Here is a 21,721-nt window from a genome sequence, read left to right as displayed (position 1 = left end):
CGGCAGGGCAAAAGCTAGGCGAACCCGTCGGTTCTTCAGCCGAGTTTCGGCAGTGGCAGCCAGCCGGTGAAGATGATGACCATCGTCACACCCCAGACGAGGACCGAGATCCAGGTGGTGGTGATGAACTTCTTCTTGAGGTTGGGCGTCTTCGGCGCGCCCCACTGGCCGCCGTCGGTCGGCGGGGCCTGATCTTCCTCGGTCATCCCCAGAGGCAGGACCACGAACAGCACCGTCCACCAGATGGTGAGGAAGATGGCGGTCATGGTGATCGGGCCGATGGGCATCAGGACTCCTGGGAGGCGGTCGGTTCAGCCCCTACCCCGCTTCGTCCCTTCGAGCCAGCACCGGCGCCGGCGGCGGGGGTCGCCGTGTCGGCGGGCTTGCCCGCCTCATGGCGGGCGGGGGCGACATGACCGGCCTTGGGGGTGCCGGTGATGCGGATCTGGGTCGTCTCGGTGCGCTTGCCCGCGCCGTCATGGCAGGCGGACAGGCCCGCGACGGTCAGGGCCGCGAAGACGAGAACGGTCGCGCCGCGAACGGACATGGTGAAACTCCCCCCACTTCAGGGCGCGACCTTACGCCGCGCCCCTCGAAGCGCAAATCACGTTCAGAGACGCAGGATCACCGTCTCGACGATGGGACGGCGGTCCCAGATCTGCTGCGAGGCCTTCTTGAGGACCCGGGCCACGGCCTGTTCGACGACCATGTCGTCCTCGCGCGCGTCCCCCTTCAGGCTGTTGATCGCCTGTTCGGCGCGTTCGGCCAGTTCGTCCAGAGCGTCGCCCAGCGGGCTTTCCTCGTCGCCCGGCAGGCCGATGCCGCGCACGTCGATGTCCGAGACGATCTTGCCGCGCCGGTCCATGGCGAAGGAGACCACGATCACCCCGTTGGTCGAGGCGTGGCGGCGTTCGCGCAGGGCCTCGCCCTGTTCGGGCACCAGCATGCCGCCGTCGACGAACAGGCGGCCGTTCGGCACCTCGTCGATGATGGCCGCCGGCCCGGGGGCCAGACGCACCATGTCGCCGTTGCGTGGGGTGACGGTCTCGGGAACGCCCAGCTCGGTCGCCAGCAGGGCGTGTTCGGCGATGTGGCGGCGCATTCCGTGGGTCGGGACGGCGATCTTCGGCCGGGCCCAGGCGTACATCTGGCGCAGCTCGTCACGGCAGGGGTGGCCCGAGACGTGGATGCCGGGGTGGTCCTTCTCGGTGTAGAGGCGCACGCCGCGCTCGGCGAGACGGTCCTGCAGCCGGCCGATGGCCAGCTCGTTGCCGGGAATGACGCGGGCCGAGAAGATGCAGTGGTCGCCGCGGCCCAGCTTGACCGTCGGGTGCGTCCCCGAGGCGACGCGAGCGAGCGCCGCGTTCTGTTCGCCCTGGCTGCCGGTGCACAGATACAGGATCTGGTCGGCGGGCCAGACGCGGGCTTCCTCGTCCGACAGGAATTTCTTCACGTCCGACAGCATGCCGACGTGTTTGGCGGCGGCGGTGATGCGGTTCATCGAGCGGCCGGCCAGGAAGATCCGGCGGCCATGCTTCTCGGCGGCGCGGATGACGCTGTCCATGCGCGCGACGTTCGACGCGAAACAGCCGACCGCGATGCGGCCGTGCTTCAGGCTTCCGATCAGCTTGTCCAGCTCTTCGGCGACGCCGGTCTCGGACCCGGCCGAGCCTTCGGAGAAGACGTTGGTGCTGTCGCAGACCATGGCCAGCACGCCCTCGTCGCCGAGGTCGGTGATGGCCTTGGCGTCGGTGACCTCGCCGACCACGGGGCCGTCATCGATCTTCCAGTCGCCGGTGTGGAACACCGTGCCCAGCGGCGTGCGGATGGCCAGGCCGTTCGGCTCGGCGATCGAATGCGTCATGGTGATCATCGTCACCTGGAAGGCGCCCAGGTCGATGGTCCCGCCCAGCGGCACCTCATGGATCTTCACCTGATCCAGAATGCCCGCCTCGCGCAGTTTCTCGCGGATCAGGAAGGCGGTGAAGGGCGTGGCGTAGAGCGGCGCCTTCATCCGGGTCCACAGCCAGCCGAGGGCGCCGATATGGTCCTCATGCGCGTGGGTCAGGACAATGCCCTTGATCTTCTCGCCCTCGAGGAAGGCGGGATCGGGCACGATCACGTCGATGCCGGGCGTCGAGGGGTCGCCGAAGGTCACGCCGACGTCGGCGATGATCCATTGGCGATTATGCTCCGGCCCATAGCCGTAGCAGTTGAGGTTCATGCCGATCTCGTTCGAGCCGCCCAGCGGCAGGAAGACGAGTTCGTCGTTTGCGGATTTTTTCATTCAGTCTTTCAAATCAGTATTGCGGCGCCAGATTTCCAGCAGGCCGCGGATGGTCAGGTCCGGATCGAACCGGTCAATTGCTGTTGTGGCGCCCTCGAACAGGGAGGCGACGCCGCCGGTGCCGACGACCGTCATCGGTGCGCCCCACTCGGCCTTGATGCGGGACACCAGTCCCTCGATGAGGGCGATATAGCCCCAGAAAACGCCCGATTGCATGGCGGCGACCGTGTCCTTGCCGATCACCCGCTCCGGTCGCTGGATGGCGATGCGGGGCAGTTTCGCCGCGGCCTCGTGCAGGGCCTGCAGCGACAGATTGATGCCCGGCGCGATCAGGCCGCCTTCGAAGGCGCCGTCGGCCGAGACGATGTCAAAGGTGGTGGCGGTGCCGCTGTCGATCAAGAGCAGGTCGCCCGGATAGACCAGATGCGCCCCGATGGCGTTGACCAGACGGTCGGCGCCCGCCTCGGCCGGCTTGGTGATCCGCACCTCGATGCCCAGCCTGGCGTTCTCGCCGATAACCAGCGGCTCGGCGTTCATGTAGCGGCGCGACAGGTTGCGCAGGTTGAAGATCGACTGGGGCACAACGCTGGAGATGATGCAGCCCGTCAGGTCGTCGAACGACAGGGCGTGCATGTGCAGCAGCTGGCTCAGCCAGACGGCGTATTCGTCGGCCGTGCGGTTGGCCTCGGTCGCCGTGCGCCACTGGGCGATCCACGCCTCGCCGTCGTGGATGGCGAAGAGCGTATTGGTGTTGCCCTGTTCGATGGCCAGCAGCATCAGCCCTGCCCTTTCCCATTCACGCCGAAGAAGACGTCTCCGGCCGAGATCAGGCGCAGATGACCGTCGGGCAGGCGCAGGCGCAGGGCGCCGTCGGCCTCGACCCCCTCGGCCATGCCTTCCAGCGTTTCATGGCCCAGACGGGCGACGCAGGGGCCGTCGAGGCCGCGGGTGCGGGCGATCCAGGCGTCGAGAACCGGCTGGAAGCCCAGGGTCTCCCAGCGCTCCATCCAGATGGCGAAATGGCCGGCCAGGATCTCGGCCGCGATCTCGATACGCGGGGCGGCGTGGACTTCGGCCTTCAGATGGGCGGCGACGGCGGTGGCCGGGCGCTCGGTGCCGGACGGGGCCTCGGTCAGGTTGACGCCGATGCCGACGGCCAGCCACAGGCCGCCGTCCGCATGGGGACCGGACTCGACCAGGATGCCGACCAGTTTGTCGGCCTCGACCATCACGTCATTGGGCCATTTGATCGTCACCAGCGACGGCGGCACCAGTTCGCAGACCAGATCGGCGGCGGCGAGCGCGGCGACGAAGGTGACCTGGGCCGCTTCGGCCGGGGTCTTGCGGGTGGTGGTCAGCAGGGTCGCATACAGGTTGCCGGTCTCGGAGACCCACTCGCGGCCGCGCCGGCCGCGCCCGGCCGACTGGCGGCGGGCGACGATCCAGAGCGGGCCGGCCTCGCCCGCCTCGGCCCGGCGACGGGCCTCGGCGTTGGTGGAGTCGGTCTCTTCGAGCAGCAGGATCGGCGCGCCGACCGGCGAACCCACCTTAGAGCCCGATCGGCTGAGGAGGAACCGCTACGCGGTTCCGCTGATGCCGTGAATCGGGCTCCAGGAAGATGCTGGAGCATGATCTCGCCCGAAAACCGCGGACACTTTTCGGGATCATGCTCTAGCCCGCCCCGAAGCCCGCGGCGGCGGCCTTCGTCAGGGGTTCGAGGAAGGTCAGGCCGACGATGACCAGCGGGAAGGAGAAGGCCGCGCAGGCCCAGCCGATCCACTGCGATTCCACCGGGGCGGCGTCGGTGGCGACGTCGTCCAGCGGGGCGTCGAACCACATCAGCTTGATGATGCGCAGATAGTAGAAGGCCGCCACGACGGAGGCCACCAGGCCCGCCGCCGCCACCATCCAGTAGCCCGCGCTCGCGGCCGCGCCGAACACATAGTACTTGCCCCAGAAGCCCGAGAACGGGGGCATGCCCAGAACCGACAGGGACAGGACGGTGATCGCCACCGCCGTGACCGGCCGGGTCTTCTTCAGGCCGGCGAGATCGGAGATCTGGCGGATCGGCTTGCCGCCCTTGCCGAGCGACAGAATGATCGAGAAGAAGCCGAACTGGTCGATGACGTACAGCGTCATGAACATCAGCATGGCCTGGACGCCGACGGTCGTGCCCGCCGCGATGCCGAGGATGGCGTAGCCGATGTTGATGATCGAGGAATAGGCCAGCAGGCGCTGGATGTCCTTCTGGGCCAGACCGCCGAACGAACCGACGGCGAACGAGATCAGCGAGATCAGCACCAGCACCTGGGCCCACTGGCCGTGGATGCCGAGGAAGGCGCCGTCCAGAACGCGGACGATCAGGACCATGGCCGCGACCTTGGGGGCCGTGGCGAACAGGGCGACGACCGGGGTCGGGGCGCCCTCGTAGACATCGGGCGTCCACATGTGGAACGGCGCGGCCGAGACCTTGAAGGCCAGACCCGAGATCAGGAAGACCAGGCCGAAGATCAGGCCGGCGCCGACGTGGTCGCCCGAGGCGACGGGGGCGATGTCCTCGAAGCGCATCGAGCCGGTGAAGCCGTAGATCAGGCTGGCGCCGTACAGCAGCAGGCCCGACGACAGGGCGCCGAGGACGAAATACTTCAGACCGGCTTCCGAGGCCTTGAGGTCGTCGCGGTGGAAGGCGGCGAGGACATACAGGGCCAGCGAGTGCAGCTCGATGCCGACGTAGAGCGAGATCAGGTCGCCCGAAGAGGCCATCATGCTCATCCCGACCGAGGCCAGGACGATCAGGATCGGGAACTCGAACTTGGCGATCTTCGCGCGCTGCATCCAGCCGCCGCCGAGGATCACGGCGACCGCGCCCGACAGATAGATGACGACCTTGGCGTAGACGGCCAGGGGGTCAGCGACCAGGGCGCCGTGGAAGGCCGCGCCCAGCGGGCCGGTGGCGGCGACGGCCGAGGCGGCGATCAGCAGGGCGACCGACAGGATCGAGATCAGGCGCGCGCTCTTCTCGCCGATGAAGGCGCCGAGCACGAGCAGGACCAGACCGCCGATGGCGAGCGTCAGCTCCGGCGCGGCGAGATGAAGGGCGGAGGAAAGGTCAGGCATCAGGATCTCACCCACCGATCGCGGCACGGTACGCGCCGACGACGGCGTCGACGGAGGCGGCGGTATAGTTGAGCACCAGGTCGGGCTGCACGCCCAGCCAGATGGTGCCGATGATCAGCGGGACGAAGATCGCCAGCTCGCGCATGTCGATGTCCTTGATGGTCGCCAGCGCCGGATTGACGATCTCGCCGAACATGACGTTGCGGTAGAGCGTCAGGGCGTAGACGGCCGAGAAGATCACGCCCGAGGCGGCGACGAAGGCCACCCAGGTCGCTGCCTGGTAGCCGCCGGTCATGGTCAGGATTTCGCCGACGAAGCCCGAGGTGCCCGGCAGGCCGACGTTGGCCATGGTGAACATCAGGAAGATGGCCGCGTACCAGGGCATGCGCGAGGTCAGGCCGCCGTAGAAGCTGATCTCGCGGGTGTGCATCCGGTCATAGACCACGCCGACGCAGAGGAAGAGCGCGCCCGAGATCAGGCCGTGGCTCAGCATCTGGAAGACGGCGCCCTGCAGGCCCTGGGCGTTGCCGGCGAAGATGCCCATGGTCACGAAGCCCATGTGGGCGACCGACGAATAGGCGATCAGCTTCTTGATGTCGGTCTGACGGAAGGCGACCAGCGAGGTGTAGACGATGGCGATGACCGACAGGGTCATCACGAACGGCTGGAACATCTGCGACGCGATGGGGAACATCGGCACGTTGAACAGGATGAAACCGTAACCGCCCAGCTTCAGCAGGATGCCGGCCAGGATGACCGAACCCGCCGTGGGCGCCTGGACGTGGGCGTCGGGCAGCCAGGTGTGCACCGGCCACATCGGCATCTTCACCGCGAAGGAGGCGAAGAAGGCGAGCCACAGCAGCGGCTGGAACTCGGCCGGGAAGTGGAAGGTCTTCAGCTCCGGAATGCTGGTGGTGCCGGCGTAGTAGGCCATCCACAGCATGGCCAGCAGCATCAGCACCGACCCCAGCAGGGTGTAGAGGAAGAATTTGTACGAGGCGTAGATCCGGTTCGCCCCGCCCCAGATGCCGATGATCAGGAACATCGGGACCAGGGTGCCCTCGAAGAAGATGTAGAAGAGGAACAGGTCCAGGGCGGTGAACACGCCGATGACCAGGGTCTCCAGGATCAGGAAGGCGATCATATATTCGACGACGCGCGTCTCGATCGACTTCCAGCTGGCCACGATGCAGATCGGCAGCAGGAAGGCCGTCAGCAGGACGAACAGGATCGAGATCCCGTCGACGCCCAGGTGATAGCTGGCGCCCGCGAACCACTGGTGCATCTCGACGAACTGATAGGCGGTGTTCGACGGGTCGAACTGGAAGACCAGCACGATCGAGACCGCGAAGACGGCCAGGGTCGTGATCAGGGCGATCCAGCGCGCCAGCGGCGCCGCGGCCTCGGCGGACTTCTGCGTGAACCGCGCGGCCAGGAGCACGAGGGCCCCGACGAGCGGCAGGAAGGTGACGATGCTCAGGATTGCGGGCACGGTCAGCCTCCGAACGCATAGAGAGCGAAGGCGAGGAAGCCGGCGACACCGACCAACATCACGAACGCATAGTAGTAGACGTACCCCGACTGGAACTTCGACAGCCAGCCGGCGGACTTGAGCGAGGACCAGGCCGCGCCGTTGGGGCCCAGGCCGTCGATGATCTTCACGTCGCCGATCTTCCAGAAGACGTCGCCGATCGCCTTGGCGCCCTTCACGAAGACGGCGTCATACAGCTCGTCGAAGTACCATTTGTTGTAGAGGAACGCCCAGACGGGGCTCTTCTGCTCGGCCCAGAACTTCGCGACGCCTTCCTTGAGGACGTAGATCCAGAAGGCGATCAGGGCGCCCAGAACGGTCAGGACCAGCGGCGACAGCTTCACCCACATCGGAACCTCGTGGCTCTCGTGCAGGACGTGGTTGTGGGCGCCGGTGAAGATGGCTCCACGCCAGAACTCGTGCTCGCCGTGACCGATGAAGTTCGGGGCGAAGACCATACCGGCGAAGACGGCGCCGACCGACAGCAGCAGCAGCGGCACGACCATGACCCAGGGGCTCTCGTGCGGATGCAGCGGGCCGTGGTGGTGGTCGTCGTGCGCGTGATCGTCATGGGCGTCGTGACCCTCCGGCTCGGAGTGGGTCTCGATCTGGGCGTGCGAGGCGTGATCGTCCGCATGGTCGTCATGCGCGTGCGCGGCCAGGGCCTCTTCCGTCCACTGGGGCTTGTTGTGGAAGGTCATGAAGATCAGACGCCACGAATAGTAGCTGGTCAGACCGGCGGCCATGATGCCGATGAAGAAGGCGAAATAGCCGGCCGGCGAGTGACCGCTGGAGGCCGCGGCGAAGGCGCTCTCGATGATCGAGTCCTTCGAATAGAAGCCGGCGAAGCCGCCCACTTCCGGAATGCCCAGACCGGTGATGGCGATCGTGCCGATGACCATGACGGCATAGGTGATCGGCAGCAGCTTCCACAGGCCGCCCATCTTCCGCATGTCCTGCTCGTGATGCATGCCGTGGATCACCGAACCGGCGCCCAGGAACAGCAGGGCCTTGAAGAAGGCGTGCGTGAACAGGTGGAACATGGCGCCCTGGTAGGCGCCGACGCCGGCGGCGAAGAACATGTAGCCCAGCTGCGAACAGGTCGAGTAGGCGATGACCCGCTTGATGTCGTTCTGCATCATGCCGACGGTCGCGGCGAACAGGGCCGTGATGGCGCCGACGATGGCCACGATCAGCGAGGCGGTCGGGGCGTATTCGAAGATCGGCGACAGCAGGCAGACCATATAGACGCCGGCGGTGACCATGGTCGCCGCGTGGATCAGGGCCGACACAGGCGTCGGGCCTTCCATGGCGTCCGGAAGCCAGGTGTGCAGGAAGAACTGCGCCGACTTGCCCATGGCGCCGATGAACAGGAGGAAGGCGGCCAGGTCGATCGCCGACCAGTCATGGCCCAGGAACTCCCAGGTGGTGCCGGCCTTCGAGGCGATCATCGGGAACAGCTCGGCGAAGTTGATCGTGCCGAACATCCAGAAGACGGTGATGATGCCGAGCGCGAAGCCGAAGTCGCCGACGCGGTTGACGACGAAGGCCTTGATGGCGGCGGCCGAGGCGCTGGGCTTCTTGAACCAGAAGCCGATCAGCAGATAGGAGGCCAGGCCCACCCCTTCCCAGCCGAAGAACAGCTGCATGAAGTCGGCGGCGGTGACCAGCGCCAACATGGCGAAGGTGAACAGCGACAGATAGGCAAAGAAGCGCGGGCGGCTGTCGTCTTCCGACATATAGCCCCAGCTGTAGAGGTGGACGAGCGACGAGACGCTGGTCACCACGATCAGCATGGTCGCCGACAGGGCGTCGATGCGGATCGACCAGACCGACTTGAAGTCGCCCACGGTGATGAAGGGCGCGATCTTGACGGTGAAGGGCTCGAGGCCGCCCCAGGTCCACTGGCCGAAGACGGTCCAGGCCACGGCGCAGGCGAAGAACAGCAGACCGGTCGTGACCGCCTGCGACGGGATGTTCCCGATGCGGCGGCCGAAGAAGCCGGCGATGGCGGCGCCCAGAAGCGGGGCGAAAACGCCGAGAGTGACGAGCAAGTGCAGGTTCACGATCAGCCCTTCATGACCGAGGCGTCGTCCACGGCGATGTCGCCGCGGTTACGGAAGAAGGTCACCAGGATGGCGAGGCCGACGGCGGCCTCCGCGGCGGCGACCGTCAGGACGAACATCGCCATAATCTGCCCCTGCACATCGTGCAGATAGGTCGAGAAGGCGACGAAGTTGATGTTTACGGCGAGCAGGATCAGCTCGACCGACATCAGGATGATGATGACATTCTTGCGGTTCACGAAGATGCCGAACACCCCGATGGTGAACAGCATGGCGGCGACCACGAGATAGGCGTGCAGGCCGATCATCAGCGAAGCTCCTCGGGGTTCAGGCCCGCGCCGGAGACGGCGCCCTTGATCTCGATGGCGGTCTTGGCGTTGCGCGTGACCTGATCGTGGATCTTCTGACGGCGAACGCCGGGCTTGTGGCGCAGGGTCAGGACGATGGCGCCGATCATGGCGATCAGCAGCACGATGCCCGCGGCCTGGAAGAAGTAGACGTAGTCGGTGTAGAGCACCCGGCCGATGGTCTCGATGTTCGAGGCGTCCGGGGTGGCGACCGCAACCGCCGTCGCCGTGGCCCCTGCCCCGCCGGTCACGACCTTGGCGGTGATCAGGATCATCTCGATCAGCAGGATGGTCGCGACGATGATCGCCAGCGGCATGTAACGGGTGAAGCCCTCGCGCAGGCCGACGAAGTCGACGTCCAGCATCATGACGACGAACAGGAACAGCACCGCCACCGCGCCGACGTAGACCACGACCAGCAGCATGGCCAGGAACTCGGCGCCCAGCAGGACGAACAGCCCCGCGGCCGAGAAGAAGGCCAGGATGAGGAAGAGCACGCTGTGCACGGGATTCTTCATGGTCACGACCAGAAGGCCCGAGACCACGGTGACCGTCGCCAGCAGATAGAAGGCAATGCCTTGCAGCATGATGGGCCCAGCGCCCCTTTTCGTCCTGAACCGCGATCCGTGAATCGCGGCTCCGTTTAAGCGAGATGCGCCTTAGCGATAAGGCGCGTCGAGTTCCAGATTCTTCGCGATCTGCCGTTCCCAGCGGTCGCCGTTTTCGAGCAGGCGTTGCTTGTCGAAATAGAGTTCCTCACGCGTCTCGGTCGCGAACTCGGAGTTCGGTCCCTCGACGATGGCGTCCACCGGGCAGGCCTCCTGGCACAGGCCGCAGTAGATGCATTTGACCATGTCGATGTCGTAGCGGGTCGTGCGGCGGCTGCCGTCGGCGCGCGGTTCGGCCTCGATGGTGATGGCCTGGGCGGGGCAGATGGCCTCGCACAGCTTGCAGGCGATGCAGCGTTCCTCGCCGTTGGCGTAGCGGCGCAGGGCGTGCTCGCCGCGGAAGCGGGGCGACTGCGGGTTGCGCTCGAACGGATAGTTGACCGTCATCTTGGGACGGAACATCTCGCGCACCGTCAGGCCGACGGCGCCGACGGCGTCGAGGAGCAGCGCGCCCTTCGCGGTCTGGATCAGGCGGTCGATCATCGGATGGGGTCTCCCGGACGGGTGCAGTCGCGTTTGTAGCGATCGCTGTCCTTGTTCATGATGGCGCACAGGCGCTGGCGCTCGTCTTCACGGCGCTGGATGTCGTCCTGACGGCGCTGCCAGCCGTAGACCGAGGTCGGATCGGCCTCATAGGGCTGCGGGAAGCTGCAGGCCCCGGTAGCGGCGGCGAGAAGGATGGCGGCGGCCATGCGCATCAGGCCCCCACCGCGAAGACGCGCCAGGCCGAGACGCCGACCACGGCGACCAGCGAGGTCGGCAGGAAGATCTTCCAGCCCAGACGCATCAGCTGGTCGTAGCGGTAGCGGGGCACGAAGCCCTTCACCACGGCGAACATGAAGAACCAGAAGACGATCTTCACCGCGAAGACCAGCAGGTAGAAGAGGTTGGCGATCCACACCGGCCATTGGCTGAGGCCGATCAGCTCGACGTCGAAGCCCGGGTTCCAGCCGCCGAAGAACAGCAGCGAGATCATGGCGCACATGAAGATGATGTTGACGTACTCGCCCATCATGAAGAGCAGGTACGGGGTCGAGGAATATTCGACCTGATAGCCGGCGACCAGCTCGGACTCGGCCTCGGGAAGGTCGAACGGCGGGCGGTTGGTCTCGGCCAGGGCCGAGACGAAGAAGACGATCATCATCGGGAACATGATCACGATGGTCGGCCAGGTCCCTGCCCCGCCGCCGAAGGCGAACCAGTTCCAGAACCAGCCGTCCTGAGCGGTCACGATGCCGGTCAGGTTCATGGTGCCGGCCAGCAGGATGACGTTGATGATCACCAGGCCGATGGAGACCTCATAGGAGACCATCTGGGCCGCCGAGCGCAGCGAGCCGAGGAACGGATACTTCGAGTTCGAAGCCCAGCCGCCCATGATGATGCCGTACACGCCCAGCGACGAGATGGCGAAGATGTACAGGATGCCGACGTTCAGGTCGGAGATGACCCAGCCCGGGGCGAAGGGCATGACCGCCCAGGTGATGAAGGCGGTGATCACGGTGATGATCGGGGCCAGCAGGAAGACCGCCTTGTCGGCGCCCGCCGGGACGACCACTTCCTTCAGGACGAATTTGATCATGTCCGCGAAGGACTGCAGCAGGCCGAACGGACCCACGACGTTGGGGCCCTTGCGCATCTGGATGCCCGCCCAGATCTTGCGGTCGGCGAGCAGCAGGAAGGCGACGGCGATCAGCACGGCGACGGTGACGAGCAGCACGGCGCCCGTGGTGGCCAGGAACCAGCCGAGAGGGGTGCTCCAGAAAGACATCGGGTCCATCGGTTACTCCGCCGCCATCGCTGCGGCCGGAGCCGACCGCAGGGCGGACAGCTCGACCATCGTGTCGCTGGCGCGCGCGATCGGATTGTTGAGATAGGGATCGGCCACGGCCGGGACGAAGGCCGTATCGCCGAGTTCGCCCTTCTTGCCCAGAGCCGAGGGATCGAAAGTCGCCGGGGTCGGCAGGGCGTCGATGCGGCCGAAGCTCGGGGCGTCGGCGATCAGCTTCGAACGCAGCTGGTCGAGGGTGTCGTACGGCAGGGTCTGACCGACCTTGGCCGACAGGGCGCGGACGATGGCCCAGTCTTCCTTGGCGTCGCCCTTGGGGAAGACGACCCGTTCGGCCATCTGCACCCGGCCCTCGGTGTTGACGTACAGGCCCGACTTCTCGGTGTAGGCGGCGCCCGGGAGGATGACGTCGGCGCCGTGGGCCCCGTTGTCGCCGTGGCTGCCCAGATAGACGCGGAAGGCGTTCGAGGCCGTCGAGTTCACTTCGTCTGCGCCCAGCAGGAACAGGACGTCCAGCGCGTCGGGCTTGAGCATCTCGGCGACGGTCAGGCCGCCTTCGCCGGGGACGAAGCCCATGTCCAGACCGGCGACGCGCGAGGCGGCGTTGTGCAGGACGTTGAAGCCGTTCCAGTCAGCCGTGACCACGCCGACCTTCCTGGCCAGGGCGCCGACGGCGTTCAGGACAGCGTCGCCGTTGTCGCCGTTCAGGGCGGCCGAGCCGAGGATGATGGCCGGGCGCTGGGCGTTGGTCAGGGCGTCGCGGGCGGCCTTCGGCATCTTGGCCAGCGTCTGCGTGCCGGCGCCGAGGTAGCTGTAGGGATAGGTCAGGTCGGCCTGTTCGCCGATCACGCCCACGGTCGCCTGACCGCTGAGCCAGATCTTGCGCAGGCGGGTGTTCAGCAGCGGGGCCTCGGTGCGCGGGTTCACGCCGACCAGCAGGACCGCGTCCGCCTGTTCGATGCCGATCAGGCTGGAGTTGAACAGCCAGCTCTCGCGCGGGCCGTAGCCCAGGGTCGAGCCGTCCTGACGGCAGTCGGTGTTGGCCGAGCCGAGCGCGCGGAACAGGTCCAGCGTCGCCTTCATGCCCTCGGCGTCCTGCAGGTCGCCGGCGATGGCGCCGATGCGGTTCGCGGGCGCGGCCTTCAGCTTGGCGGCGACGGCGTTCAGGGCCTCTTCCCAGGTCGCGGCGCGCAGCTTGCCGTTCTCACGGATGTACGGACGGTCCAGGCGGCGCTTCTGCAGGCCGTCGACGACGTAGCGGCTCTTGTCGGACAGCCACTCCTCGTTGATGCCCTCATTGACGCGCGGCAGGACGCGCATGACCTCGGCGCCCTTGGAGTCAGCGCGGATGTTCGAGCCCAGGGCGTCCATGACGTCGATGGTCTCGGTCTTCTTCAGCTCCCACGGGCGGTAGTGGTACTGCCACGGGCGGTGGGTCAGGGCGCCGACCGGGCACAGGTCGTTGACGTTGCCCGACAGTTCACTGTCGACGTTCTTCTCGAGATAGGTCGTGATCTCGGCGTCCTCGCCGCGCGAGATCATGCCGATGTCCGGCACGCCCGCGATCTCGGAGATGAAGCGGACGCAGCGGGTGCACTGGATGCACCGGGTCATGAAGGTCTTGACCGTCGGACCCATGTTCTTTTCTTCGACGGCGCGCTTGTTCTCGGAATAGCGCGAGCCGTCGCGGCCGTAGCCGACCGACTGGTCCTGCAGGTCGCATTCGCCGCCCTGGTCGCAGATCGGGCAGTCGAGCGGGTGGTTGATGAGCAGGAACTCCATCACCCCCTCGCGGGCCTTCTTGACCATCGGGGTGTCGGTGAAGATCTCCTGGTTCTCGGCGGCCGGAAGGGCGCACGAGGCCTGGGGCTTCGGCGGTCCGGGCTTCACCTCGACCAGGCACATGCGGCAGTTGCCGGCGATCGACAGCCGCTCGTGGTAGCAGAAGCGCGGGATCTCATGCCCGGCGCGCTCGGCGACCTGCAGCACGGTCATGCCGGGCTCGAATTCGGTTTCTACGCCGTTGACCTTGGCGACGGGCATCAGGCGGCCTCTTTACTCGCAGGGACCGTGAGGTCCGACTGTTGGTTCGTACCGTCGGGGAAGGTCTGGGTGACCGTCACGACGTCGCCTTTGACGGCGAAGGTGTTTGCGGGGTCGCCGGACTGGTTCATCCAGCGATTGTCGGCGGCATCGGGCAGATCCACCGGTTTCCAGGTCAGCAGCGGACCCTCGGTGCGGCATTGGGCCTTCATCAGGCCGCCGTCGACGGGCGCGGGCCACTGGGCGTTGACGACCGAGCCTTCCAGACCGGTGATCTGGATGGCCTCGGGCTCCTGACCATGGATGGCGGCCAGACCGGCGCGGCAGACGCGGCGCAGATCGACGGCCGACAGCGGACCCGTCGGGGCGGTCGCGGCGTCCGAAGTCACAACGGGGGCCGAGGCCTTTTCCGTCGCCTTGGACGCAGCCTTCTCCGCCGGCTGACCGCAGGCGGCCAGACCGAGAAGTCCTCCAGCGATGGCGGTCGCTGCCCTCATCTTTACTCCGCCGCGATCGCGTGGCCGGCGAAGTTCGCGCGGCGGGTGCGATAGGTCTGGATGCGGTCCTCGATCTCGTGGCGGAAGTGCCGGATCAGGCCCTGGACAGGCCAGGCCGCGGCGTCGCCGAGGGCGCAGATGGTGTGGCCTTCGACCTGACCGGCGACGTCGAGCAGCAGGTCGATCTCGGACGGATCCGCCTCGCCGATCGCCATCCGCTCCAGCACGCGCCACATCCAGCCGGTGCCTTCGCGGCACGGCGTGCACTGGCCGCAGCTCTCGTGCTTGTAGAAGTAGCTGATACGGGCGATCGCCTTCACCAGGTCGGTGTCATTGTCCATGACGATGACCGCCGCGGTGCCGAGGCCGGAGCGCATCTCGCGCAGGCTGTCGAAGTCCATCAGGGCGGTTTCGGACATCTCGCGGGTGATCAGGGGCACGGAGACCCCGCCCGGGATCACGGCCTTCAGATTGGCCCAGCCGCCGCGCACGCCGCCGCAATGCTCTTCCAGCAGCTGACGCAGCGGGATCGACATCGACTCTTCGACATTGCACGGGCGGTTCACATGGCCCGAGATCGACATCAGCTTGGTGCCGGTGTTGTTCGGACGGCCGAAGCCGGCGAACCAGTCGGCGCCGCGACGCAGGATGGTGCCCACGACGGCGATGGATTCGACGTTGTTCACGGTCGTCGGGCAGCCGTAGAGGCCGGCGCCGGCGGGGAACGGGGGCTTCAGGCGCGGCTGGCCCTTCTTGCCTTCCAGGCTTTCCAGCAGGGCGGTCTCTTCGCCGCAGATGTAGGCGCCCGCGCCGTGGTGGATGTAGACGTCGAAGTCCCAGCCATGGACGTTGTTCTTGCCGATCAGCTTGGCCTCATAGGCCTGCTTGACCGCCGCCTCCATGCGCTCGCGCTCGAGCACATATTCGCCGCGCAGATAGATGTAGCAGGCATGGGCCTGCATCGCGAAGGAGGCGATCAGGCAGCCTTCGATCAGCAGGTGGGGATCATGGCGCATGATCTCCCGGTCCTTGCAGGTGCCGGGCTCGGACTCGTCGGCGTTGACGACGAGGTAGTGAGGACGATCCTTGAGCTCCTTCGGCATGAAGGACCACTTCAGGCCGGTCGAGAAACCGGCGCCGCCGCGGCCGCGCAGGCCCGAGTTCTTGACGTTGGTGATGAGCCAGTCGCGGCCCATGTCCAGCATGTCCTTGGTGGCGTTCCAGCAGCCGCGATTCTTCGCGCCTTCGAGGCCCCAGTCCTGGAGCCCGTACAGGTTGGTGAAGATGCGATCCTTGTCTTCAAGCATGCCGATCATCGGGCCGCCTCCCCAACCAGGTGGATCCGGTCGCCACAGCCGGGAACGTGAGAGCTCGCTTCGGCGGTCGCGACGGTCGCGCTCGCCGAGGACAGGCGTTTGACTTGAAGGGGAAGGCGAAGGGCGTTCAGGGGCATCAACGGGGCCGGTCGGCTGAGAAACAGGGGAAGGCGACGGCGAAGGCGCCGCGCTTGAAGTCGGCGCTTGCGAAGGCGCCGGTTGCGACGCCAATCCTTGCGAGGACTGGGGCGTTTCCGGTCGGGCGTGCCCGCCCACGGTCATCCCCAGGACGCCGAGCAGATTGGCGAGGAAGGCGGCGGCGCGCCGTGTTTTCGACGGACGAGCGGACGCACGCCCGCGCTTGCCGGTTTTCCGATCGGCCATTCCATATCCCCTGGTCCTGACAGACCAGAGAGCATCGTTCGTCTTGTCGACGTTGGCACGACAGCTCGCCTGAACGGAGTCGATCCTTAACCGTATGATGCAGGGACATCACAGCCCCTCCGCCAGACGACGACGGTGATAGCGGGTGCGGATGACGATCCCGGCCAGGACCAGACCCCAGCCGAGACCCAGCGCCGCATAGGCGACCGGCAGGACACTGTTGGTCAGGCCGAGAATGTTGTTGCGGACCATCAGGGCCAGGACCGCGCCGAGCACGATCAGGGCCAGACCGCCCCAGCGGATCGGCAGGGCCACGCCGCGCAGCTCCTTGCGATAGGCCGCGCGGCCGTCTTCGGTGTTCAGGTCGGGAAGGCTCACGCGTCGCCCTCCCCTTTCTCAGCCTTCTTGCCCCTGGCGATGAAGCTTCCGCCGATGGCGAGGAAGGCCGCGCCGACGCCGAGGAAGGCCAGCAGGTCATGATTGGTCGCGCCGATCGCGATGAACGCCGCACCGGCGCCCAGGAAGGCGACGCCGCTTCCCTGCAGCGCCTTCGGCGATTTCGGATCGGTCTTCGACATCAGGCCGGCGCCTTGTCGGAGTTCGGCAGCTTCTTGATCGGCTTGGCGGCCGAGCCGTCGTACAGTTTCTTGTCGAGCAGGGTCAGGGCCCCGCCTTCCGGCGCCGAGTTGACGCGGTCGACGTACGGACCCGGCTTCGGCTTCTTGCCGGCCGCGAAGTCGTCGATGATCTGGTTCATGTCCGCGGCGGTCAGGTCTTCATGGTAGTAGTCGTTGACCATGGCCATCGGCGCGTTGACGCAGGCGCCCAGGCACTCGACCTCTTCCCAGTAGAACTTGCCGTCGGCCGACAGGGTCTGTTTCGGGCCGATGCGGTCCTTGCACACCTTCATCAGGTCGCCGGCGCCGCGCAGCATGCAGGGCGTGGTGCCGCAGACCTGGATCAGGGCGGCCGAGCCGACCGGCTCGAGCATGAACATGGTGTAGAAGGTCGCGACCTCCAGCACCCGGATGTAGGCCATGCCCAGGGTGTCGGCGAGCAGGCGGATGGCGGGCTCGGAAACCCAGCCCTCCTGCTTCTGGATCAGCCACAGCCCGGGGATCACCGCCGACTGGCGGCGGTCGGCCGGATACTTCTGGATCCACCAGTCGAGCTTGGTCTTGGTCGCCCTGGAGAAGGCGAAACTCTCAGGCTGGACCTGGGCGAGACGACGAACGCTCATCGGTCCACCTCTCCGAAAACGATGTCGAGCGAACCCAGGATGGCGGAGACATCGGCCAGCATGTGGCCGCGGTTCATCCAGTCCATGGCCTGGAGGTGGCGGAAGCCGGGGGCCGAGATCTTGCAGCGGTACGGCTTGTTGGTGCCGTCCGAGACCAGATAGACGCCGAACTCGCCCTTGGGCGCCTCGACGGCGGCATAGACCTCGCCCGGCGGGGTCTTGAAGCCCTCGGTGTAGAGCTTGAAGTGGTGGATCAGGGATTCCATCGACCGCTTCATCTCGCCGCGACGGGGCGGAACGACCTTGTTGTCCTCGGTCATCACCGGCTCGCCGGGGCAGTTGCGCAGTTTATGGATGCACTGCTCCATGATGTGGACCGACTGCTTCATCTCCTCGATGCGGCAGAGGTAGCGGTCCCAGCAGTCGCCGTTCTTGCCGACGATGATATCGAAATCGAGATCGGCGTAGCATTCGTAGGGCTGCGAGCGGCGCAGGTCCCAGGCGATGTCCGAGCCGCGCAGCATCACGCCGGAGAAGCCCCACTCCAGGGCCTGTTCCTTGGTGACGACGGCGATGTCGACGTTGCGCTGCTTGTAGATCCGGTTCTCGGTGACCAGGGCTTCCAGGTCGCCGAGCTTCTTCGGATATTGCTTACACCAGCGGTCGATGTCGTCGATCAGCGCCATCGGCAGGTCCTGGTGGACGCCGCCGGGGCGGAAGTAGTTGGCGTGCAGGCGCGCGCCGCAGGCCCGCTCGTAGAAGACCATCAGCTGTTCGCGCTGCTCGAAGCCCCACAGCGGCGGCGTAAGGGCCCCGACGTCGAGCGCCTGGGTCGTCACGTTCATGATGTGGTTCAGGATGCGGCCGATCTCGCAGTACAGAACCCGGATCAGCTGGCCGCGATACGGCACCTCGATGCCCAGCAGACGCTCGATGGCCAGGCAGAAGGCGTGCTCCTGGTTCATCGGCGAGACGTAGTCCAGCCGGTCGAAGTACGGGATGTTCTGCAGATAGGTCCGCGATTCCATCAGCTTTTCGGTGCCGCGGTGCAGCAGGCCGATGTGCGGATCGACGCGTTCGACGACTTCGCCGTCCAGCTCCAGCACCAGACGCAGCACGCCGTGCGCGGCCGGGTGTTGCGGGCCGAAGTTGATGGTGAACTTGCGGTCGTCCATCTCCTTCGCGTGCGAGGTGCGATGGTCCAGATCGTCCGCGAAGACGTCCAGTTCGGCGACGGTGGGCGTCATGTTCTGAATTTTTGCGCCGTCAGCCATCAGACAGCTCCGTTTCGATCGGTTCGATGCTCGGCTGATGCCGGCGCGTGAGCGCGACCAGCCAGCCGAGTGCGAGAGTAAGCAGCCCCATACTGGAGACCGCGGCCGTCGACAGCTGCCAGTCGCCGGTCAGGACCGCGATCGCCAGCGGCGTCGACAGAAGGATGGCCGAGGCGCCCAGCAGCGCGCTCTGCAACTCGCCGGCCGAAAGCCGACGAATGCCCGCGCCCACGGCCAGACAGACCACGGCGACCATGATCGCGATGCCCAGCGCCTGCTGCTGCTGCGGCGGCACGTCCGGCGTCCGCGTGAACCAGCCGGTCAGCCGCGCGCCCAGGGTGAACAGAAACGCGGTCGAGAACGTGACCAGAAAGAACGAAGACGCCGATCGAAAGGCCGCCCGATTCATATGTGCTCATCCCGCCTTCTCGTCGCCGGGCAGAACGGGAGCCGGGTATTCGGCGCCTTCCCAGGGCGACAGGAAATCAAAGTTCCGGAACTCTTGGGTCAGTTTGACGGGTTCATACACAACCCGCTTCTGCTCCTCGTCGTAACGCACTTCGACATACCCGGTCATCGGGAAGTCCTTCCGCAGGGGATGCCCCTGGAAACCGTAGTCGGTCAGCATCCGGCGCATGTCCGGATGGTCCGAGAAAATCATGCCGTACATGTCGAACGCCTCGCGCTCGAACCAGCCGGCCGAAGGATAGACCGAAACCGCGCTGGGCACAGGATCGGTCTCGTTGGTCGCGACCTTGAGGCGGATGCGCGCGTTCCGGGTCAGCGACAGCAGGTGATAGACCACGTCGAAACGGTCGGCCCGCTCCGGATAGTCGACGCCGCACAGGTCCATCAGCTGCTGGAACTGGAACGTGTCGCGCAGCGCCGTCAGGACCTCGATCACGCGATCGCGGCCGCAGAGGATGTTCAGTTCGCCATGCTCGACCAGGACGTCGACCTGAAGCGCGGCGACCATCTCCTGACCGAGCGGGGTCAGCATGGCCTCATTGGCGATCAGGCTCGCCAGGGTCCCGCCGGTGGCGCTGGAGGGAAAATCGCTCATCGCTCGATCGTCCCGGTGCGGCGAATCTTCTTCTGCAAGGTCAGCAGGCCATAGACCAGAGCCTCCGCCGTCGGCGGGCAACCCGGAACATAGACGTCGACAGGTACAACGCGGTCGCAACCCCGCACGACACTGTAGCTGTAGTGGTAATACCCGCCGCCATTGGCGCAGGAACCCATCGACAACACGTAACGCGGGTCCGGCATCTGGTCGTAAACTTTGCGAAGCGCCGGGGCCATCTTGTTCGTCAGCGTACCGGCGACGATCATCAGGTCGGACTGACGCGGGCTGGCGCGCGGGGCCATGCCGAAGCGCTCCAGATCGTAGCGCGGCATCGACGCCTGGATCATCTCCACGGCGCAGCAGGCCAGACCGAAGGTCATCCACATCAGCGAACCGGTGCGGGCCCAGGTGATGACGTCGTCCAGCGGCGCGGTGATGAAGCCCTTGTCGGCGACCTCGGTGTTGACCGCCTCGAAGAACTTGTCGTGCAGCTTGGGATCGTAACCCTCGACGGTCGAGCGCGCGCCGAGACCATAGGAGGTCAGGGGCTGGCCCGAGGCGGTCACCAGACCGCTTTTAGGTGCTGCTACTCCCATTCGAGGGCGCCCTTTTTCCATTCGTAGATGAACCCGACGGTCAGAACGCCGAGGAAGACCATCATCGACCAGAAGGCGAAGACCATGCCGGCGTGGCTGAGGTCGAACATCGACACGGCCCACGGGAACAGGAAGGCCACTTCCAGGTCGAAGATGATGAAGAGGATGGAGACGAGGTAGAAGCGCACGTCGAACTTCATGCGCGCGTCGTCGAAGGCGTTGAAGCCGCACTCATAGGCGGACAGCTTCTCCGAGTCGGGGCTGTTCGGCGCCATCAGCAGGGCCGCGACGATAAACAACAGACCGATGATGGCCGCGATCCCGATGAAGATCACGACCGGCAGGTACTGCAGAAGGAATGCGTTCATAAAAAATGGCCTCGCGGGCCGGATGGGGAGTCCGGCTGATCGGGGGGATTCGGCGCTTCTTAGACCCAACAACGCTGCCGTTCAAACCCATGCGGCAAAAGGGTTTTCATTGAGAATGGTTCGCAGATTTCAGGCTTAATTCTCGAAGATTCCCGGTGTCGCAAAAAGTACGTGCGAACCTGAATTCGTCGCTTGACCCGCCGCTACGGTCCGCCTAAACGACGCCCCTCGCCGCGGCGCAACCCGCCGCAGCGAGCAACGCGGGTGTAGCTCAGTTGGTTAGAGTGCCGGCCTGTCACGCCGGAGGTCGCGGGTTCGAGTCCCGTCACTCGCGCCATTCTTTCTGTGATCAGAAAGAATGGCGCGTCCCCCGCCTTCTTCTTCAAAGCATTGTTTTGTTGTTCCGATGCCTAGGCCGGATGAGGATTCGCACCATCTTCTGCGGACTGGCCGCCACCTGCCTCAAATGACCCAACAGCTGGCGCTGGAACAGCGGCAATCAGGGCCCCAAGGTCACCTTTGAAATCCGGCAAGACGCTGTGAGACCAAAGATGGAAACAGTGCCCGATATGATCGAGTGCCCCATCCTGCAGAGCCGGGCGTTGGTCTAGATCGATCGAAGCGAAGGTTCGAGGGTAAATCCACTGCAACCCCATCGCCTCCAGATGTGTGGACAACGCTAGAGGAAACCTGCCGCCAAACGCGGCAACCACGAACAAATCTCCTACGGCAAGAATCGAGCTACCCCAGCCTTCTAGCCACCGCCCATCCTTCAAGCCTGCGGCTCCGCCTTTCCAGCATCGGGCGTTATCGATGCTCCCAGCAAACCGCCCTACAAGGATTGAGGTGCCGTTCGGCATCACATGTGACGCGCCGAAGAACTTTCGATCATTCACTGGCACCAAGGGAGTCTCGCCCTGATGAGTGTCAATCACCATTGCGGTCATAGTCACCCAACGGGCAAGTGCGGCCTGCTGATCACGATCTAATGCACCCTGCTCTGCGAAGAATGCATGCCCCAGGTGATTTCGCGCGTAGTCTTGGATACCGCTCATCCAACCGTTGTTGCATCGCCGACAAAACCCTGGGGCCTTGTCATTTATGCGTGAGCGGCCGGCCCTACGCATGCCTTGGG

At 65.7% G+C, this 21,721-nt stretch carries 25 protein-coding genes and 1 tRNA gene; 1 reads left to right on the top strand and 25 read right to left on the bottom strand.

Annotated elements, in window-relative coordinates:
- Nucleotides 1-35: 35 nt before the first annotated feature.
- The 24 genes from ACW172_RS17235 to ACW172_RS17120 form a co-directional block, all read right to left on the bottom strand.
- Nucleotides 36-287 (bottom strand): DUF1467 family protein, encoded by a 252-nt coding sequence (locus tag ACW172_RS17235; protein WP_492032654.1) that lies wholly within the window; start codon nt 285-287, stop codon nt 36-38.
- The gene (locus ACW172_RS17230) at nt 287-547 is read right to left on the bottom strand and encodes a hypothetical protein (RefSeq protein ID WP_492032653.1); all 261 of its coding nucleotides are present in this window, start codon (nt 545-547) and stop codon (nt 287-289) included. The genes ACW172_RS17235 and ACW172_RS17230 overlap by 1 nt, the downstream gene beginning before the upstream one ends.
- A 63-nt stretch (nt 548-610) precedes the next feature.
- Nucleotides 611-2,287, bottom strand: a complete 1,677-nt coding sequence (locus ACW172_RS17225) for a ribonuclease J (RefSeq protein WP_492032652.1) — start codon at nt 2,285-2,287, stop codon at nt 611-613.
- Complete coding sequence (locus ACW172_RS17220; protein ID WP_492035007.1) at nt 2,288-3,067, bottom strand: type III pantothenate kinase; 780 nt, start codon at nt 3,065-3,067, stop codon at nt 2,288-2,290.
- Entirely contained in the window at nt 3,064-3,834 is a 771-nt protein-coding gene (locus ACW172_RS17215) for a biotin--[acetyl-CoA-carboxylase] ligase (RefSeq protein WP_492032651.1), read from the bottom strand. Before ACW172_RS17215 ends, ACW172_RS17220 begins: the two co-directional genes overlap by 4 nt.
- 124 nt (nt 3,835-3,958) lie before the next feature.
- Nucleotides 3,959-5,404 carry an NADH-quinone oxidoreductase subunit NuoN gene (gene nuoN, locus ACW172_RS17210; RefSeq protein WP_492032650.1) on the bottom strand — a complete coding sequence of 482 codons (1,446 nt, stop codon included), beginning with the start codon at nt 5,402-5,404 and terminating at the stop codon, nt 3,959-3,961.
- A gap of 7 nt (nt 5,405-5,411) precedes the next feature.
- The gene (locus ACW172_RS17205) at nt 5,412-6,902 is read right to left on the bottom strand and encodes an NADH-quinone oxidoreductase subunit M (RefSeq protein ID WP_492035006.1); all 1,491 of its coding nucleotides are present in this window, start codon (nt 6,900-6,902) and stop codon (nt 5,412-5,414) included.
- Nucleotides 6,899-8,995: an NADH-quinone oxidoreductase subunit L gene (gene nuoL, locus ACW172_RS17200; RefSeq protein ID WP_492035005.1), complete on the bottom strand. Its 2,097-nt coding sequence runs from the start codon at nt 8,993-8,995 to the stop codon at nt 6,899-6,901. The genes ACW172_RS17205 and nuoL overlap by 4 nt, the downstream gene beginning before the upstream one ends.
- A gap of 8 nt (nt 8,996-9,003) precedes the next feature.
- Complete coding sequence (gene nuoK, locus ACW172_RS17195) at nt 9,004-9,309, bottom strand: NADH-quinone oxidoreductase subunit NuoK (protein ID WP_492032649.1); 306 nt, start codon at nt 9,307-9,309, stop codon at nt 9,004-9,006.
- Nucleotides 9,309-9,935 (bottom strand): NADH-quinone oxidoreductase subunit J, encoded by a 627-nt coding sequence (locus ACW172_RS17190; RefSeq protein ID WP_492032648.1) that lies wholly within the window; start codon nt 9,933-9,935, stop codon nt 9,309-9,311. Before ACW172_RS17190 ends, nuoK begins: the two co-directional genes overlap by 1 nt.
- A gap of 72 nt (nt 9,936-10,007) precedes the next feature.
- A complete protein-coding gene (gene nuoI, locus ACW172_RS17185) occupies nt 10,008-10,499 on the bottom strand; it encodes an NADH-quinone oxidoreductase subunit NuoI (protein WP_492032647.1) in 492 nt (163 codons plus the stop codon).
- Nucleotides 10,496-10,714, bottom strand: a complete 219-nt coding sequence (locus ACW172_RS17180; RefSeq protein ID WP_492032646.1) for a hypothetical protein — start codon at nt 10,712-10,714, stop codon at nt 10,496-10,498. Before ACW172_RS17180 ends, nuoI begins: the two co-directional genes overlap by 4 nt.
- On the bottom strand, nt 10,714-11,784 hold the full coding sequence (gene nuoH / locus ACW172_RS17175) for an NADH-quinone oxidoreductase subunit NuoH (protein WP_492035004.1): 1,071 nt from the start codon (nt 11,782-11,784) through the stop codon (nt 10,714-10,716). The genes ACW172_RS17180 and nuoH overlap by 1 nt, the downstream gene beginning before the upstream one ends.
- Nucleotides 11,785-11,796: 12 nt before the next feature.
- The gene (nuoG, locus tag ACW172_RS17170) at nt 11,797-13,845 is read right to left on the bottom strand and encodes an NADH-quinone oxidoreductase subunit NuoG (protein WP_492032645.1); all 2,049 of its coding nucleotides are present in this window, start codon (nt 13,843-13,845) and stop codon (nt 11,797-11,799) included.
- Nucleotides 13,845-14,342: a hypothetical protein gene (locus tag ACW172_RS17165; protein WP_492032644.1), complete on the bottom strand. Its 498-nt coding sequence runs from the start codon at nt 14,340-14,342 to the stop codon at nt 13,845-13,847. Before ACW172_RS17165 ends, nuoG begins: the two co-directional genes overlap by 1 nt.
- Nucleotides 14,343-14,344: 2 nt before the next feature.
- Complete coding sequence (gene nuoF / locus ACW172_RS17160; RefSeq protein WP_492032643.1) at nt 14,345-15,658, bottom strand: NADH-quinone oxidoreductase subunit NuoF; 1,314 nt, start codon at nt 15,656-15,658, stop codon at nt 14,345-14,347.
- Between the two features lie 492 nt (nt 15,659-16,150).
- Complete coding sequence (locus ACW172_RS17155) at nt 16,151-16,420, bottom strand: hypothetical protein (protein ID WP_492032642.1); 270 nt, start codon at nt 16,418-16,420, stop codon at nt 16,151-16,153.
- The gene (locus tag ACW172_RS17150; protein ID WP_492032641.1) at nt 16,417-16,620 is read right to left on the bottom strand and encodes a hypothetical protein; all 204 of its coding nucleotides are present in this window, start codon (nt 16,618-16,620) and stop codon (nt 16,417-16,419) included. The genes ACW172_RS17155 and ACW172_RS17150 overlap by 4 nt, the downstream gene beginning before the upstream one ends.
- Nucleotides 16,620-17,282: an NADH-quinone oxidoreductase subunit NuoE gene (nuoE, locus tag ACW172_RS17145; protein WP_492032640.1), complete on the bottom strand. Its 663-nt coding sequence runs from the start codon at nt 17,280-17,282 to the stop codon at nt 16,620-16,622. Before nuoE ends, ACW172_RS17150 begins: the two co-directional genes overlap by 1 nt.
- A complete protein-coding gene (locus ACW172_RS17140) occupies nt 17,279-18,457 on the bottom strand; it encodes an NADH-quinone oxidoreductase subunit D (protein WP_492035003.1) in 1,179 nt (392 codons plus the stop codon). Before ACW172_RS17140 ends, nuoE begins: the two co-directional genes overlap by 4 nt.
- A gap of 91 nt (nt 18,458-18,548) precedes the next feature.
- Entirely contained in the window at nt 18,549-18,965 is a 417-nt protein-coding gene (locus ACW172_RS17135; RefSeq protein WP_492032639.1) for a hypothetical protein, read from the bottom strand.
- 6 nt (nt 18,966-18,971) lie between these two features.
- Entirely contained in the window at nt 18,972-19,556 is a 585-nt protein-coding gene (locus ACW172_RS17130) for an NADH-quinone oxidoreductase subunit C (protein WP_492035002.1), read from the bottom strand.
- Between the two features lie 59 nt (nt 19,557-19,615).
- Nucleotides 19,616-20,239, bottom strand: a complete 624-nt coding sequence (locus ACW172_RS17125) for a NuoB/complex I 20 kDa subunit family protein (protein ID WP_492032638.1) — start codon at nt 20,237-20,239, stop codon at nt 19,616-19,618.
- Complete coding sequence (locus ACW172_RS17120; protein WP_492032637.1) at nt 20,209-20,586, bottom strand: NADH-quinone oxidoreductase subunit A; 378 nt, start codon at nt 20,584-20,586, stop codon at nt 20,209-20,211. Before ACW172_RS17120 ends, ACW172_RS17125 begins: the two co-directional genes overlap by 31 nt.
- A gap of 260 nt (nt 20,587-20,846) precedes the next feature.
- On the opposite strand from ACW172_RS17120, the gene ACW172_RS17115 reads away from it, so the two are divergent.
- Nucleotides 20,847-20,923 (top strand) — tRNA-Asp (locus tag ACW172_RS17115).
- A gap of 73 nt (nt 20,924-20,996) precedes the next feature.
- Here ACW172_RS17115 and ACW172_RS17110 read toward each other — a convergent pair.
- Entirely contained in the window at nt 20,997-21,641 is a 645-nt protein-coding gene (locus ACW172_RS17110; RefSeq protein WP_492032636.1) for a hypothetical protein, read from the bottom strand.
- Nucleotides 21,642-21,721: the final 80 nt, after the last annotated feature.

This window comes from Brevundimonas sp. ALps5 (assembly GCF_058681645.1).
The sequence above is the reverse complement of the archived record's forward strand: the minus strand, read 5'-3'. Positions and strand labels throughout refer to the sequence as shown.

What these genes read in the sequence shown, in the direction of transcription:
- ACW172_RS17130 (WP_492035002.1), bottom strand. Translation starts at nt 19,556, where the DNA reads ATGCTGACCCCGCTCGGTCAGGAGATGGTCGCCGCGCTTCAGGTCGAC.
- ACW172_RS17190 (WP_492032648.1), bottom strand. Translation starts at nt 9,935, where the DNA reads ATGCTGCAAGGCATTGCCTTCTATCTGCTGGCGACGGTCACCGTGGTC.
- nuoH (WP_492035004.1), bottom strand. Translation starts at nt 11,784, where the DNA reads ATGTCTTTCTGGAGCACCCCTCTCGGCTGGTTCCTGGCCACCACGGGC.
- ACW172_RS17125 (WP_492032638.1), bottom strand. Translation starts at nt 20,239, where the DNA reads ATGGAAAAAGGGCGCCCTCGAATGGGAGTAGCAGCACCTAAAAGCGGT.
- ACW172_RS17230 (WP_492032653.1), bottom strand. Translation starts at nt 547, where the DNA reads ATGTCCGTTCGCGGCGCGACCGTTCTCGTCTTCGCGGCCCTGACCGTC.
- nuoE (WP_492032640.1), bottom strand. Translation starts at nt 17,282, where the DNA reads ATGAGCGTTCGTCGTCTCGCCCAGGTCCAGCCTGAGAGTTTCGCCTTC.
- nuoK (WP_492032649.1), bottom strand. Translation starts at nt 9,309, where the DNA reads ATGATCGGCCTGCACGCCTATCTCGTGGTCGCCGCCATGCTGTTCACC.
- ACW172_RS17180 (WP_492032646.1), bottom strand. Translation starts at nt 10,714, where the DNA reads ATGCGCATGGCCGCCGCCATCCTTCTCGCCGCCGCTACCGGGGCCTGC.
- nuoI (WP_492032647.1), bottom strand. Translation starts at nt 10,499, where the DNA reads ATGATCGACCGCCTGATCCAGACCGCGAAGGGCGCGCTGCTCCTCGAC.
- ACW172_RS17165 (WP_492032644.1), bottom strand. Translation starts at nt 14,342, where the DNA reads ATGAGGGCAGCGACCGCCATCGCTGGAGGACTTCTCGGTCTGGCCGCC.
- ACW172_RS17140 (WP_492035003.1), bottom strand. Translation starts at nt 18,457, where the DNA reads ATGGACGACCGCAAGTTCACCATCAACTTCGGCCCGCAACACCCGGCC.
- ACW172_RS17110 (WP_492032636.1), bottom strand. Translation starts at nt 21,641, where the DNA reads ATGAGCGGTATCCAAGACTACGCGCGAAATCACCTGGGGCATGCATTC.
- nuoG (WP_492032645.1), bottom strand. Translation starts at nt 13,845, where the DNA reads ATGCCCGTCGCCAAGGTCAACGGCGTAGAAACCGAATTCGAGCCCGGC.
- ACW172_RS17135 (WP_492032639.1), bottom strand. Translation starts at nt 18,965, where the DNA reads ATGAATCGGGCGGCCTTTCGATCGGCGTCTTCGTTCTTTCTGGTCACG.
- ACW172_RS17235 (WP_492032654.1), bottom strand. Translation starts at nt 287, where the DNA reads ATGCCCATCGGCCCGATCACCATGACCGCCATCTTCCTCACCATCTGG.
- nuoF (WP_492032643.1), bottom strand. Translation starts at nt 15,658, where the DNA reads ATGATCGGCATGCTTGAAGACAAGGATCGCATCTTCACCAACCTGTAC.
- ACW172_RS17120 (WP_492032637.1), bottom strand. Translation starts at nt 20,586, where the DNA reads ATGAACGCATTCCTTCTGCAGTACCTGCCGGTCGTGATCTTCATCGGG.
- ACW172_RS17225 (WP_492032652.1), bottom strand. Translation starts at nt 2,287, where the DNA reads ATGAAAAAATCCGCAAACGACGAACTCGTCTTCCTGCCGCTGGGCGGC.
- ACW172_RS17150 (WP_492032641.1), bottom strand. Translation starts at nt 16,620, where the DNA reads ATGTCGAAGACCGATCCGAAATCGCCGAAGGCGCTGCAGGGAAGCGGC.
- nuoN (WP_492032650.1), bottom strand. Translation starts at nt 5,404, where the DNA reads ATGCCTGACCTTTCCTCCGCCCTTCATCTCGCCGCGCCGGAGCTGACG.